Source organism: Snodgrassella sp. B3882 (assembly GCF_026535915.1).
GTDB lineage: Bacteria > Pseudomonadota > Gammaproteobacteria > Burkholderiales > Neisseriaceae > Snodgrassella.
On the sequence record NZ_JAFNPF010000001.1, the window covers coordinates 1,863,291 to 1,878,318 of the forward strand.

Here is a 15,028-nt window from a genome sequence, read left to right on the forward strand (position 1 = left end):
ACAGCTATAATGAGCTTCCACCCTATTTAAATGACCGCATCATCATGATTAATCCTGTTGCAAGCAGAATTGAAACCGTTACCTTGGCATTAACCGGTGCATCCGGAATGCCCTACGCTAAACGTTTACTATCCTGTCTGCTGCAGGCCAAAATCAAAGTATGGCTACTGTATTCGCAGGCAGCGCAAATCGTTGCCCAACAAGAGCTGAACTGGCATCTGCCAGCTAATCCCAAACAGTGTACAGATCTATTATGTGCAGAATTCGGCGTTGAAAAATCAATGCTGACTGTTTTCGGGCGAGATGAATGGTTTGCCCCCCCTGCTTCCGGTTCCAACCCTGCCGATGCCATGATAATCTGCCCGGCCAGCATGGGTTGCATAGCAGCCATCGCCAATGGTACATCTGACCATCTGCTAGAGCGAGCTGCCGATGTCTGTTTGAAAGAAAATAGACAGCTTATAGTCGTACCACGAGAAAGTCCATTTTCAGCAATACATCTGGAAAACATGCTTAAATTAGCCAGATTAGGCGTGTGTATCCTGCCTCCGTCTCCGGGCTTTTATCACCATCCTACCACCATTGCCGATATGGTCGATTTTATTGTGGCCAGAATTCTTGATCAACTACATATCCCCCATCAACTAATCCATCGTTGGGGTGATCACCACCCTTCTTAATATAGGCAAAACACAAAATTGCAATAGTCTCATCGCAGATCAACAGCAAAAAAATACTTGACAAACAAACTTAGCAACGGTATTTTAAAAGAATGAATAATACAAAACCTTTCTTTTCTTACTCTTATTGGTACCACACTTTAGTGCGGTGCCTTTTCGCGTATGATTAAATCCAATTAGCGAAGTCAGAAAAAAAGGTAAACCGCCCGAATCAATCGAGGCGGTTTTTTAGTGCCAAAAACGCCTCAAGTTTTACAAATAGAAAGGCATTAAAATGAATACAAACTTAAGTGAGAGAAAAATGCATGCCCTAGTTCAACAACAGTCACAGGATTTACCGCCAGCACAGCAATTACAGCGTTGGTATATGATTGTTGATGGCAACCAACACCACCAGCTATCACAACTGCGTGACACAGAAATCAACCAAGAATTTATGTTAAGCGAAGCCTTAATCCCTCAGCTACGCCTCATAGCCATGCTTATCGCAGCACAGAGGCTTAATTTTCAGCAACCTACCCCAGCTATAATCAGTGATGAAGCGGATTGGTTTGCTGCTCGCATATTGGTTATGGGCGTTCGCGTCTTTCATTTAGATATCACCTTAATTCCCATGCTGAAAACCGCCAATGCGCGGGCACGGGCTTTTGCCAACCAACATAACCTACCATTTACGCCGGCACAAATGCGCATGAGTTTGCATGCTGGTCGTCCGGAAAGATTGCTCATCATCGAAACCGCAACCCAAATTGAGCAAAATCAAAACCTAGTTAACAACAGCTTAAACTTTGCCAAACAAGCTTGTTTAGCTGAAGAAGCGCTTATCCAGACTTGCCAGCAAAAAAACTAGATTGGTGCAAATATTAATCTTGCTTACATCTTCAATAACGCAAAAGGCACCGCGGCGATACAATTGCCGTTTTTCCGGCAATATTATGGCTTGACTAAAATAAATTAACTCAGATCAATCAAGCCTGTATTTATTCCACTATATAAACTACTTCAAATTAAACAGTGGCGAAGTTAAAACCCACTTAATTACTTAAAGCAGAATACAATCAGATAAAATATCCAAATTAAATCTTGGATAACATATCCTCAAATGAACAAAATGTTTTTTCGTAATTGAAGCCACTATTTTAATGAGAGACATAAATAAAGCTGCAATCTGCACGATCGCGTTACCCCTCATACTGAATTAAGCAGATTAAACCCACGGCATGCCAGCCTAAACAGCAAAAATGCCCTCTATCCATCTTTCTAACTCATCATTGTTTTCAAATATGGACTTTTGTAGGGACACATCTTCAATCACCGAATTAGTCATTGATCTTCAATTAAGCACATTTCATATCCCAACTGAAAATATTTAAATCGCTTCGGCTAACTTGTCCTATAATCTTTTGTGCTTAACCAGAATTAACCCAAAAATTCAAATAGGACAAAACTCATGCAACAGGCCTTAATCATTATCGACGTGCAAAATGATTACTTCCCCCAAGGAAATATGGAATTGAATCAGGCTGAACAAACCTTGCAACAGGTACTCACCTTACGTGATCACTTCCGTCAACAACAATTGCCCATTTTTTATATTCTGCATACCAATCTCGATCCCGCTGCCACCTTCTTTCGCCCTAATACGCAAGGCGAGGCACTGCACCCACAACTATTACCCTTGCAGAGTGTACAAGAAAAAATCGTACCCAAGAATTATCCTAACAGCTTCTTCAAAACAGACTTACAACAACAACTCGCCCACCACAACATCAAACAACTCATTATTTGTGGCATGATGAGCCATATGTGTGTCGACTCTACCACACGTTGTGCAGCCGAACTGGGCTATCAACCTATACTCATTGATGACGCTTGTACCACGCGTGATTTAACCTTCAAAAATAATATTATTCCTGCCAATCAAGTACATAATAGCTTTATGGCTGCATTAGCAAGATTTGCTCAAATACAAAGCACGCAAGAATTCATCAGTACTCATCAACAATAAGCTAAACAGATTGAGACTAAACACCCGCCGTCTGCGTCATTCACCAACAGACGGCAAATATCACCAAATTAAAATATATTAAAATAATATGTTATAAATTAACAAATACAAACCATATTCACAATCAACGACCATTTAACCAATCATCATCACCCTGAAAAACCAACAGCAAAACAACCATTTCATTATTTCACCACCCCATTTTCGAATTTAAACATCATCAATCATTACAAACATAATATTTGCCAGAATAGATAAAATTAATTGTATAATTGGTACGTTTTTTCTAGCTATTCACCCTTCTTCATATTAGTTACACCTCCTTCAAACTCTATTCTTAGACTTTATGAACAACTTAAACCAAGCATTGGCAGATTTAGGTATAGTCGGCGTACAGGAAATCCTACGCAATCCAACCCACGATCAGCTTTTTCAGGCCGAATTAGACCCGGCTAATGAAGGGTATGAAAAAGGCATACTGACCAAATCTGGTGCAGTGGCCGTCAAAACCGGAGTATTTACCGGTCGATCTCCCAAAGACAGATATATTGTCGAAGACGATATCACCCGGGACACCATCTGGTGGGATGGCAAAGTCAACCGAGCCACCACTCCAGAAATATTTGCAGACCTGAAAAAAAAGGTAGTTAATCACCTTTCCAATAAAAAACTTTATGTTGTAGATACCTTCTGTGGTACCAATAAAGACACGCGGCTTAAAGTCCGTTTCATTATGGAAGTAGCGTGGCAGGCACACTTTGTCACCAACATGTTTATTCGTCCAACAGGATATGAATTAGAACATTTCGGTGAGCCCGATTTTACCGTTATCAATGCTTCCAAATTTACTAATCCAGATTGGCAGCAACAAAACCTGAACTCTGAAAACTTCGTCGTATTCAATTTAACCGATAAAATTCAGCTAATCGGTGGAACCTGGTACGGTGGAGAAATGAAAAAAGGTTTGTTCTCCATGATGAATTACTATCTGCCATTGAAAAACATGCCTTCCATGCACTGTTCAGCCAACGTTGGTGAAGATGGAGACGTAGCAATTTACTTTGGCTTATCAGGAACGGGTAAAACCACCCTATCAGCCGATCCCAAGCGTTATTTAATTGGTGATGATGAACATGGTTGGGATGATAATGGTATATTCAACTTTGAAGGAGGATGCTACGCCAAAGTCATCGACCTTTCAGCCGAAAAAGAACCAGATATCTGGAAAGCCATCCGACGTGATGCTCTTCTCGAAAACGTCGTGGTTGATGAACATGGCGAAATAGATTTTGAAGATAAATCCATTACCGAAAACACTCGAGTTTCTTATCCGATTTATCACATTAATAAAATAGTGCTTCCATCCAAAGCAGGGCACGCTAAAAAAATCATCTATTTATCGGCTGATGCTTTTGGTGTCTTACCGCCAGTATCCTTGCTTGACGATAATCAGGCACAGTATCATTTCTTATGTGGTTACACATCCAAAATGGCTGGTACAGAACGGGGTATCAACGACCCACAACCTTCTTTCTCGCCAGCTTTTGGAGAAGCCTTTTTAACCTTGCACCCGACCATCTATTCCAGAAATCTGGTCAACAAGATGAAAAAGCATCACACCAAAGCTTATTTAGTTAATACTGGCTGGAACGGTACCGGTAAACGAATTTCTCTTAAAGATACCCGTGCTATCATCGATGCCATCATCGACGGTTCGATAGAAAGCGCTCCAACCGAGAAAATCCCTTACCTCAATCTGACCTTTCCGAAACACCTACCCCATGTATCGGATATCCTTGATCCACGCACAACTTATACCGATCAGCATGAATGGGAAAGAAAAGCTAAAGATCTGGCTTCGAAATATATCAAATATTTTGAGCAATTCACCGATACCGAAGAAGGTAAAAATCTGGTTACTTCAGGGCCTCAGTTATAAAAAAACTCAAAAACTTCTAACCTAAGTTAGAAGTTTTTTTTCAACCTTTGTATCCAAAGCCTGCGCAGACAACTTGCCCTAAGGCTAAGATCAATGTCAGCAAAGCATCGTTTCAAGTCTTCTGTAGCCACAATTAAAATGACTGATATCCTAAACAAGATATCAGTCATCTACTATTGCTAATTAGAAACAAAAAGCGAAGATATACTTTTCATCACCTTATTTGAATTATCAGCCTTACAGGCGTAAAAACTTAGCCGGATCCTGAGGGTGTCCATTTTCACGTAATTCAAAGTGTAATTGCGGACGTTTAGCATCAGTATTGCCCATCGTCGCAATCTGTTGTCCACGCTTAACCTGTTGCCCTTCCTTAACCATAATGGTTTGATTATTACCATAAGCGGTTAAATACTTCTGATTATGCTGAACAATAATCAGATTACCATAACCACGTAATCCATTGCCGGCATAAACCACCTTACCTGATGCTGCAGCTACCACTGGCTGACCTATAGTGCCGCCAAAATCGATACCTTTGCTATTACCACCAAAACTTTGCAAAATACTGCCTGCAGTTGGTCGTAGCCAATCTATACCGGAAGTATTACTAACAGTGGTTGTTGAAGCGGGTTTAGTTGTCGTGGTCGTCGTCGTAGTTGTCGTGGTTGTAGACTTAGACGGAGAAACGGTCGCCGTTACTGTACTCGTATTGGAACCCGATGAAGCAACATACCCAGCAGGCTTAACTCTTAATATCTGTCCAAGCCGAATGCTGTCTCCATCCAGATTATTCCAACTACGCAAATTTTCTTGCGTAATCTGATAACGTTTAGAAATATTATAAATAGTATCGCCTTGTTGAACCGTATGATTGGTTGCATTAATATCAACCGGCGAGTAATTAGGAACATAACCAGAAGAAGAAGTCGTTGAGCCTGAGGTACCATAATCGGTATTAGAAGCTGGAGGAGGTGTGTAAGGAGCTGAACCATAAGGATTGTCAGCATTGGTACTGGTATTTGTACTACCTGCCGCTTCAGTTGGCGCTGCCGGTTGTTTCAAGCCCGAACAAGCAGCCAAAGCCAATGCCAGCAAACACCAGCCAGAACGAATAGCGGTTTTATTCAACATAATGGTTCACCTTAAATTATCTCAATATTTAGAAGGGTGCCAACGCTGAAGCGGCGGCAACAGCCAATTAAGACCGTATCATAAACAAAGCTAATCTGTATGTACAATACAATAAAACATAATAATCGTAGATACCAGCACAAAATTGCACATATTTTATTGTTTTTTATGTGCTATTACCCAATCATACAAAGCCTTCTTACTTTCACCACAAATTTCTGCCGTTAAAGCAGCTGCCTGCTTAGTGGGCAATTCCTGCGCTAGAATCTGCATAATCCTCTTAGACTCAGCGGCCAAAGCCACGGTTTTTTCTTTAGCAGCCGGATGTAAAACCAATACCATTTCGCCTCGATTTTGATTCGCATCTTGCAGCAAAATCGATTGGATCTCCGCAACCGTCCCACACAAATAAGTTTCATGTGTTTTACTGATTTCACGAGCCAGCATAAGCCGTCGCTGTGGATAAAGAATCGCCATCTGCGCCAACGTAGCCGCTATCCGATGAGGTGTTTCAAACATCACCACCGGATATTCAACCTCTGCCCATTGTTGCAGACGCATTTCACGCTCGCCCTTTTTAGCCGGTAAGAACCCAGCAAAATAAAAATCAGACTGCGTCACTCCAGCAACACTTAGCGCAGCCATCACCGCACTAGGACCGGCTACAGGCACAACCTTAAAGCCTGCCTCACGCACCCGCACCGCTAAACGAGCTCCTGGATCGCATACAGCAGGCGTACCAGCATCAGACACCTGCGCTACAACTTCCCCCGCGGTCAGAGCAGCAATGACCCGATCAGCCATACTTTGCTCATTCTGTTCGCGTACACTGATTAAACGACCAGTCAACCCATAAGCACGCAATAACTGCTGAGTGACACGGGTATCTTCAGCACAAATCAAATCTGCCTTTGCAAGTACAGCTAGCGCATGTAGGCTTAAATCTGACAAGTTTCCAATCGGGGTAGCCACCACATAAAGGGTTTGCGGTACAATGCTAGCAGTAGCTTTTTGGTAATGTACTTGCATTAAGGTATTTCCGTACTCTGATTTGACCGTTATCATGCAGAACAATTCTTCATCAACACGGTCTTTTTGCTCAAGAGGCATACTATACCACGATGTTCGCACCAGCTTGAGCAATAAACTTGGATAAACCAGAGTAATGAAATTCAATTTCATTACCCACCACCTAACAGGGATACCTTTTCCTGAGCAGGAAATCCAACCGTGCTTAAGACCTAAGCACGTTTAGCCATCATTATTTATGCATTAAACCGCTGCTCGCACCAGCAATATATCGAGCATCAACTGAATAAATGCAACATTGAACTATATTGATTAAAATATGACAGAATCTTTTGCTATCCGGCAACATTTTTCCGACAGCGCCCAGCTATTACACGAATGCGCTGATTTACTGGCAGAACCTCTGGCCAATGCGGCTCAGGGCATACTCATGGCACTGATGAGTGATGGTAAACTCATGATTGCCGGTAATGGCATCTATGCTTCCATGGCCAACGTCATGGCAGCCTATTTAGTGACCAGATTACAACAAGACAGAATGGCATTAGCTGCATTATCATTATGCAATAATCCCGCCGTAATCAGTTCCTTAAATAACAGCAGTTCTGATGACTTATTTGCCCGACAAATTCATGCTTTAGGCAAACAGCATGATATGCTATGCGTTATTTCAACTGATGGACAGTGTCGCAATCTCTGCCAGGCAATTAAAACCGCGCATGAACGAGATATGCCCGTTTTGGCCATCACTGGTGGCAGTGGTGGTGAAATCGCTGCTTTATTGCGTGATGAAGATTTCTGGCTCAACATTCCTGGGGATGATGCATTGCGAGTTATGGAGGCACAACAAGTCACCATTCACGCATTGTGTGCACAGATTGACCAACTATTACTTGGTGGTTTATAACCATCGGCAAATATTAAAGACAGGTAAAAAAACATGAAAAAATATATAACTACCCTCTTAATCGCTTTAGGTCTCACAAGCTCATTGACAGGTTGTCCTGCCATCATCATAGGAGGTGCCACCGTAGGAACCCTTGCTGTTGCTGATCGACGCAGTACCGGTGCACAAACTGACGACAAAGTCATGGAAGTCCGCATCCTTGATGGTGCAATGAACTACCTGAACAACCAAACTTCCGATAAAAAATTTAAACCTACCTTATCTGTCATCAGCTACAACCGACAGGTGTTACTATTAGGCATCGTTGCCAGTGAAAGTGACAAAAATCAAGTTGAACGTGTCGCGCGTGCCCAGCCATCCGCACAAAAAGTATATAACTATATAGATGTAGTTAATCAGAATCGGACAATCAGCCACGTTACCGATGATACGTGGATTACTTCCAAAATTCGGACCAATCTTTTTAATACAAAAGGCGTTTGGCCAAACCATGTCAAAGTGGTTACCTACAATGGCATCACCTATGTAATGGGTATCCTGACTCCAGAAGAACAACAAGCAGCAACCAACATGATCAGCACCACAGCGGGTGTACAAAAAGTCATTACCCTGTATCAAACCTTCAATCCTGTTCCGAAAAAGACCGATTAACCCAATATTTAACCTGTAAATATCCAAGCTTGCGATCTGAATAAACCCATTCAGATCGCCACAGCAATATTGAATCAATTAACCAAACATATTCAAATTTGCTTATAATGCAAAGCAATTAACGTTTACCTTATAGAGGAAAGCCTTCCATGAGCAAAAAACCCGATGAACCGAGCAAAAATAATAAAAAGAACTCGAAAAAAAAGGGGCTGAGTACCTTTACCAAAGTAATGCTATCCATATTACTTCTGCTGACTATTTGTGTTGCCGGATTTATATTCCATGCATGGCAAGTTTTAAACAAACCGATTGAGAACAATACCACCGTCCAAGCTGCCAGCATCGAAGTCTTAACCCCAGCAGGCGCCTCTACAAACCCAAATGCACCCACAACATTTGTACCTAATACCGTTACCATGGCAGCCTCTGACCAAGCTTTATCAGCATCCGCAACAGACACCCTGAATATTGCAACAACAACCAAACCAGTTGATACCAAACCACAAAATGCCGATGTTGATAACAACGTACAACCCATCTTACCCACCAATCTTCCGGCTACAACCACTAACACCGATAGCCCACGTCCATCCAAACCCAAGACAACGAATAGCACCACAGACAAACAACTAGACAACCTATTCTAACTACCTACTTAAAAAGCCCGTCACCAAGACGGGCTTTTTAATAAACAGATTAAACATACCTGCAAACCTGAAGCTAACTCACAGAAACACTCACCATAAAAGTTCAATCATAAGCAAACCATACCATTTATCTACTATAAACAAACAACATTATAAAAATCATAAATTATTGAATAAACATAACAATATAATATTTTCTGCAACGCATTAAACTTAATGCTAAATCACAGGAGTTCAAAAACCCTTTTAACACATCTGATATTTCTAAGTCACTCAATCTTTAAACAACAACTTTTCATGATGAATCGCTGAAAAAGAAAAAAACAAAGCCCCATCGTCTTGATCATCCTCGCCAAATTATTCAAACAACATTCACGACTTAAAGTTGATAAACATTTTGTAAACAAAGTCGCTGTTCCAATCTGGAGCAAACCGCTTGACCCATATACAGGAAAAAGCCTCATCATCGTCAAATAATTCTTTAATTAGCTATCCTTAATTATGCCTGTGCCGTATTATTAACTGCTTCATCTATTCCTAAAAAAATTATATTTTTCCAAATTAATTACATCTCTTAAGAATGACAGGATTCATCCCATCTGAATCTGAGTTAAATGCACTCTCAGAAAAATCTAGATCAATTTCTTTTTTATCTTCGAAACCTTTAAAAAAACTGAATTGTTCTATTCTCAAACAAATCAATCTTTGCAATCGCGCTATCCCTAGAAAATTTTTCCATTGTATACCCATATCATCAGGTCTAAAAACAAAGGTTAGACAAAAATTAATCCAAACCTATTTGCTATTATTTCTGTTAATTTTGTCTTAATATAAATTAGATTAAGTGCCACGCTAAATAGACTTGATTATTGGCGTAAATATTAAGCATTGCAGAACTGTTTCAGCAATACAACCAATATTTATTGATATATGTATTTCTAATCGAATCTTTTTTCTCTACCGCGACCAATTCCTCTTTTTCAGATCCTTATAATATTGAAATATTTTATAGAACTTACTGAGTTAATTTTAGCGTTACACGGCACAGTAATGAACATATAAACAAGATTAATAAAAAAATTTTTCAAAGATTCATTTTTTTAGATATTATTTGAGAATCTTCAATAAATATTGGTTTCTTATATTTAAAAAATTGAAACCTATAAATACAATTTATGCATTAGAACCGAAACTTGCGCCAGATAACCTATTGCATCATCATAAAAAGCGCATAAATTCCCCCATTGTCACCACTTCTTCCAGTTATAACCATAATATGATTATAAGAAGACAATACAGATTATAGTCTGAATAAGGCTTAATTCCCCCTGCCAATATACCTATACCCTGTCACATGTGCCTTCTCTTGGCCACAACGAATCATGCCACCTCCTCCACAACAACAGCATTCACCAATAACAGAGTTGATCAAACTGACCATTCAATAACTATTTCCATTCAGCCTCACTGAGATAAAACAGCTATTCATTGCTTCATCACTATCCATTCTCATGCATTTTCCAACAGAAACCCTTAAGAACATTTATGTCAGTTCTTAATCCAACTTCATACATTGAAAAATAACCATTTCAACAGTACAGTGCTACTTATTTTTATATGGATTTTTCAATCCGTTCATCAACTCCAGCAAATATCCACGCAACTGACTTTCCTGACATCCCATCAGAAGACCATCTTCAAATGCCTCCTGTGCCAGCTCAAAGATTTCCTGCATATTTTGCTGCATTACCTTAATTTTTTCCGTGCAGGAAACAACATTTCCCGCATCATCCTTCCACACGGGCATTTTCGGCATAGAATTCATCAATGTTTCACTCTTCGTGCTGTCACAAAAGCTCGGGCCCAATAACCTTGTTCAATATTGGTTATTTCAATATTTTTTCCTGTTCGTGGAGCATGAATCATACGTCCATTACCAATATACATCCCGACATGAGAAATACCGCCACCTTTGGGGCTAAAAAAGACCAAATCTCCTGGCTGCATATTGGTTCGAGCCACAGATTCACCAACCGTGGCCATCTGGCGTGCAGTTCGCGGAAGCGTAACCCCCATACTACGTCGGAATATATATTGCATAAAACCACTGCAATCAAGCCCCTTAGTCGGTGAATTACCCCCAAAATGATAAGCCAATCCCAACAGACCCATCGCATTCATAATCAAATCACTGGCATCGTCACCCGTCCGTACCGCAGGTTTAACAGCAGTTCTTTCTCGAATCAGGCGATCAAGCGCATCAGAATCCAAGCCCTCAGGAGCAGCCATGACCGGCGCAATAACAATGAAATTGGCACATACGCACAACGCCGCCAACTTCATTACTTTTTTCATCCATTTCATTCAATAGAATTCCATAAAACAATTCACTCAATTACATAACAGCAACATTAACCGAGCAAAATATTATTCTTACCTCGCATCCTATTTACCATCACAAACCAGAATGCATAAGCATAAAATCTTTAATAATCAAAATCGACTAAACAACCTACATAGCGGTTATTCTTAAAACTATCAAGCCGAAAACCCTGATCATTTAAACTAAAGTACAATCAGCTAATCTAAATTAGCGGCAATATTCAGCACAAATAATACTCAAACAAAGTCAAATCACTCAGATACCAAATAAGCGGCCTAATACCAACCAGAAAAACAAAATACCTGAAAAGTCTCAACCAATCCAACTATTTTAAACCACAATCACAATCTGATCGAATCCGATCTACCCAATATTGACCAAATAACCATCTTTATAAAACAATGCTTGTCAGATCAGAGCACCCAAAAACAGCATTCATACACTGACAATAATCAAAAAAGTACTACTTTACAATAAATAACTCCCTATATAAGCTTAATAAAACTAAATCTAACCAGTAATAGCCAAAAATTCCAATTTTAAAATCTTCACCATAATTTACCTAAAACAGCAATAAACAAAAATGAAATTTATTCTTCCACCTGATGCTTAAGTTACTAATCACAGAAAACATAATCATCCCTCAACAAAATTCGCCTATCCTTTATAAAGCTAAACAAAAAAGGGTTCATCATCCAAAATTTCTACCAATAACCTTATAAATTGCTAAATATCGCAATACCTGAATAGACAGTGCCCACTTCTACTATATAATATTCTTTTTGCGCTTTTGCTGAATGAATACAATCGTAAATTGGAATGAACAAGGTCAACCCATGCACGCCATTTGGGCTGGCGATGACCGTCATCCCATTCCCAACCAAATAGAATGCATCCACCAAATCAGTGCTGATGATGCGCTGAGACTTATCCATCAGAACAACGCCTTACTTTGGCGTGGTGACTACCATCAAGGTAAACAACTACTCACCGCGATCAAAAAACGTATTCATCACAAAGCAAAAAAACATCAGGATTTTCATAAGCATCGTTTACAACAGGCACAACAAAGCCGTTTATTTCAACGCATATTGATTGAAATCCAAGCAGAGGGACACATCAAAAATAAACGTGCGCCAAATATCGCTCCTGCTCTGCTAGACGTTTTTGGACAAATCAATAAAACCAATATATTGATACCCTTACACCTGTTACTCGGCTATATCGGCGCCTATGAATGGCATAAAACCGGCGTCATCATTCCTGCCTTAAACAATCAAAGAATTCACGTACCATATGGCGTATTCTCACCAGTACGTGGTGAATATTTACAGCTGGTCAATCAAGCATCCTTACCCGCATCCTGTCACACAGCTTTCGACATTGGAACAGGTAGTGGTGTACTGGCAGCTATTCTGGCACAACGGGGTATCCCACATATCATCGCCACCGACAACAACCCTCGTGCCGTCGCTTGCGCTCAAGCCAACGTTCAGCGCCTAAACTTAACTAAACAAATCAACATTCAACAAACAGATCTTTTCCCTGATGGTCGTGCCGATCTCATCATTTGTAATCCACCATGGCTACCGGCTAAACCAAGCAGTAGCATCGAAACTGCTTTATACGATCCGGATCACCAAATGTTAAAAACATTTCTCCAAAAGGTTACCAAACATGTAAATCCGCAAGGTCAGGTATGGCTAATCATGTCCGATATTGCCGAGCATCTGGGTTTACGTTCACCTCAGGCACTTGAGCAGTGGTTTGCAGCTGCCGGATTATCAGTAATTAAAAAAAGCAACATTCAACCACAACATCCGAAAGCAAAACACCAGCACAACGCCCTTGCCTATGCCCGCAATCACGAAACCACCTCATTGTGGCAACTGACTATTGCTTAATATTTCATTCGAAAGTAATGTTTCGCGCGAAATCCAGCAGGATGAAAAAATACACAATCATCAGTAAACAGAAAAAACAAACTGAACACATCAGAATGAAAATACAAACCATTAATGCAATAGTAGAAAATGTGGCTAAATAAACCAGCCACCTATCAACTGCAACCAATTGATGCAATAGCAGATGACGCAAAATCAACTGGAAGCAGTTACATATTGCTTTGATCCCGCTGATAATCACCGTAGTCACAACCTATTACCTTCAGCGCTTGAGGTCACCTTTGCCCCAAAATGTGACGATCAATCGGCCAAGCTATAATAGTATGACCGCATAAAATAAATAGCTTAAATTGGTTTCTAGTTCAATACTAAAAAAAGGAAGTCAAACAACAATAAATTTTTATCCAAACTAATTTAATCAAACTAAGCAAACAGCTAATTTATTAATTTTAAAAAAATTAGATATTAAACAGTACGTCTTTAAAGTATTAAACAAAACACAGAATTGCAAACTCAAAAAAAATGATAAATTTCCTTACTACAATGTGGGGATTTGATACTTAACCATAATTGATATATAAAGCATCGGCTTTTGCTGGTACAACATTTTCCCAATTCATGATGCGCAATATATTAATGGCCATTTTTCTCATTTTTTGCCACTCTACGCTTCTACAAAGTGCGTCATTATTCCAATATTGAATATTAGCGGCTCCACTTATAGATAACATATAATTATCTAAATTTTTTACTGCTAGTTTTTGCTCTGATGAAAACAGAGATGCTACTTGAGAATCATTTAGTTCATTTAAAGCCATCTCCCACTCAACTGCTAATTCATCAGCTATATTTGCAAAATCAGGAAATAAACTCTTTTGTATTTCACAAGGCTGTGCTATTGCCTGAGTTACCCATTTAATCTTATTCATATAATATCTCTTTGGTTTATCAACAATTGTCGATTTTTCCCACACTTGAATTATTAGTCTTTGCATCAACAACTTTTATCGAACCTTGTATTGTGGTTAATACTTTATAATTACTACCGTCGTGACGTCCTCCGCGTTCGTGTATCGGTATCTGGCTAATTTCAGGATGACCTTTAACTTCGATAATGACCTCTTGTCCTAAACCTCTTATTGATTGCCTTACTTTAACTTAATGTCCTGCTGCCTGAAGATCTTTTGTAAAATCATCAGCAGACCTACCCAAATTAGATTGAGGCGATTTTGTAAAATCATTTGCAATATTAATTTTTATTGGTGTTAGATTTGTCTTTCCCTTTCCAGCTAGTATACTTTAGCTTGATTTGTCACATAATTTTCTTTATAAAGTCTACACATAACTTTTAATTGCTTCATGATAACCATCTTGACTAGCAAAATAATTCATTAAAAAGTCAAATTCCCATATTGATGATATTATAGAATTAAAACGTTTCAAATTCATAGATTTATTCTTTTTCATGACTTCAGTTTTTTTCGTTATTTATTTTTTGTATATCTTTATAGCCAATTTGATCATCACATCCTATCATTAAAGGAATAATATTTTCCTCTTCTAATTCTAGAAAAACTTTACCTTTAAAAATAACCCGACTATAAATATTGGAATCCGAGTGTTCTATATCATAACCACCTAATGATATAAAACGATCTTTAGTATTAAATTTTAATCCAGACGAATAATAATAATTAGATTCATTGTGAATAACCATAAGATCATAACAACGTATATTTTCTATAATAA

Annotated in this window: 15 protein-coding genes; 9 read left to right on the forward strand and 6 right to left on the reverse strand. The window is 39.2% G+C overall.

Annotated features, from left to right (window positions below):
• Nucleotides 1–44: 44 nt before the first annotated feature.
• The 4 genes from J3U68_RS07815 to pckA all read left to right on the forward strand — a co-directional run bounded on the left by J3U68_RS07815 (nt 45) and on the right by pckA (nt 4,627).
• Entirely contained in the window at nt 45–680 is a 636-nt protein-coding gene (locus J3U68_RS07815; RefSeq protein WP_267375886.1) for a flavin prenyltransferase UbiX, read from the forward strand.
• 274 nt (nt 681–954) lie between these two features.
• The gene (locus tag J3U68_RS07820) at nt 955–1,530 is read left to right on the forward strand and encodes a hypothetical protein (protein WP_267375887.1); all 576 of its coding nucleotides are present in this window, start codon (nt 955–957) and stop codon (nt 1,528–1,530) included.
• Between the two features lie 600 nt (nt 1,531–2,130).
• Entirely contained in the window at nt 2,131–2,688 is a 558-nt protein-coding gene (locus tag J3U68_RS07825; protein WP_267375888.1) for a cysteine hydrolase family protein, read from the forward strand.
• 346 nt (nt 2,689–3,034) lie between these two features.
• Complete coding sequence (gene pckA / locus J3U68_RS07830) at nt 3,035–4,627, forward strand: phosphoenolpyruvate carboxykinase (ATP) (protein ID WP_267375889.1); 1,593 nt, start codon at nt 3,035–3,037, stop codon at nt 4,625–4,627.
• A 237-nt stretch (nt 4,628–4,864) separates the two neighbouring features.
• Here pckA and J3U68_RS07835 read toward each other — a convergent pair whose 3' ends face one another.
• Complete coding sequence (locus J3U68_RS07835) at nt 4,865–5,758, reverse strand: peptidoglycan DD-metalloendopeptidase family protein (RefSeq protein WP_267375890.1); 894 nt, start codon at nt 5,756–5,758, stop codon at nt 4,865–4,867.
• A 156-nt stretch (nt 5,759–5,914) separates the two neighbouring features.
• Nucleotides 5,915–6,823, reverse strand: coding sequence for a 16S rRNA (cytidine(1402)-2'-O)-methyltransferase (rsmI, locus tag J3U68_RS07840; RefSeq protein ID WP_267376237.1), 909 nt, complete (start codon nt 6,821–6,823; stop codon nt 5,915–5,917).
• Between the two features lie 283 nt (nt 6,824–7,106).
• Between rsmI and J3U68_RS07845 the strand changes: the two genes are divergently transcribed.
• The 3 genes from J3U68_RS07845 to J3U68_RS07855 all read left to right on the forward strand — a co-directional run bounded on the left by J3U68_RS07845 (nt 7,107) and on the right by J3U68_RS07855 (nt 8,992).
• Nucleotides 7,107–7,694, forward strand: a complete 588-nt coding sequence (locus J3U68_RS07845; protein WP_267375891.1) for a D-sedoheptulose-7-phosphate isomerase — start codon at nt 7,107–7,109, stop codon at nt 7,692–7,694.
• Between the two features lie 33 nt (nt 7,695–7,727).
• A complete protein-coding gene (locus tag J3U68_RS07850; RefSeq protein ID WP_267375892.1) occupies nt 7,728–8,345 on the forward strand; it encodes a BON domain-containing protein in 618 nt (205 codons plus the stop codon).
• Between the two features lie 149 nt (nt 8,346–8,494).
• Nucleotides 8,495–8,992: a hypothetical protein gene (locus tag J3U68_RS07855; RefSeq protein WP_267375893.1), complete on the forward strand. Its 498-nt coding sequence runs from the start codon at nt 8,495–8,497 to the stop codon at nt 8,990–8,992.
• A 1,603-nt stretch (nt 8,993–10,595) separates the two neighbouring features.
• Here the strand turns inward: J3U68_RS07855 and J3U68_RS07860 are convergent.
• Nucleotides 10,596–10,817 carry a hypothetical protein gene (locus J3U68_RS07860; protein WP_267375894.1) on the reverse strand — a complete coding sequence of 74 codons (222 nt, stop codon included), beginning with the start codon at nt 10,815–10,817 and terminating at the stop codon, nt 10,596–10,598.
• Nucleotides 10,817–11,356 carry a C40 family peptidase gene (locus J3U68_RS07865; protein ID WP_416384644.1) on the reverse strand — a complete coding sequence of 180 codons (540 nt, stop codon included), beginning with the start codon at nt 11,354–11,356 and terminating at the stop codon, nt 10,817–10,819. The genes J3U68_RS07860 and J3U68_RS07865 overlap by 1 nt, the downstream gene beginning before the upstream one ends.
• An 816-nt stretch (nt 11,357–12,172) precedes the next feature.
• Here J3U68_RS07865 and J3U68_RS07870 point away from each other — a divergent pair.
• Nucleotides 12,173–13,279 (forward strand): class I SAM-dependent methyltransferase, encoded by a 1,107-nt coding sequence (locus J3U68_RS07870; RefSeq protein WP_267375895.1) that lies wholly within the window; start codon nt 12,173–12,175, stop codon nt 13,277–13,279.
• Between the two features lie 184 nt (nt 13,280–13,463).
• Entirely contained in the window at nt 13,464–13,598 is a 135-nt protein-coding gene (locus J3U68_RS07875) for a hypothetical protein (RefSeq protein ID WP_267375896.1), read from the forward strand.
• Between the two features lie 241 nt (nt 13,599–13,839).
• Here the strand turns inward: J3U68_RS07875 and J3U68_RS07880 are convergent, their stop codons facing one another.
• Together J3U68_RS07880 and J3U68_RS07885 are read right to left on the reverse strand one after the other, a co-directional pair.
• A complete protein-coding gene (locus J3U68_RS07880; protein ID WP_267375897.1) occupies nt 13,840–14,208 on the reverse strand; it encodes a hypothetical protein in 369 nt (122 codons plus the stop codon).
• Nucleotides 14,209–14,750: 542 nt separating this feature from the next.
• A complete protein-coding gene (locus tag J3U68_RS07885; RefSeq protein ID WP_267375898.1) occupies nt 14,751–14,996 on the reverse strand; it encodes a hypothetical protein in 246 nt (81 codons plus the stop codon).
• Nucleotides 14,997–15,028: the final 32 nt, after the last annotated feature.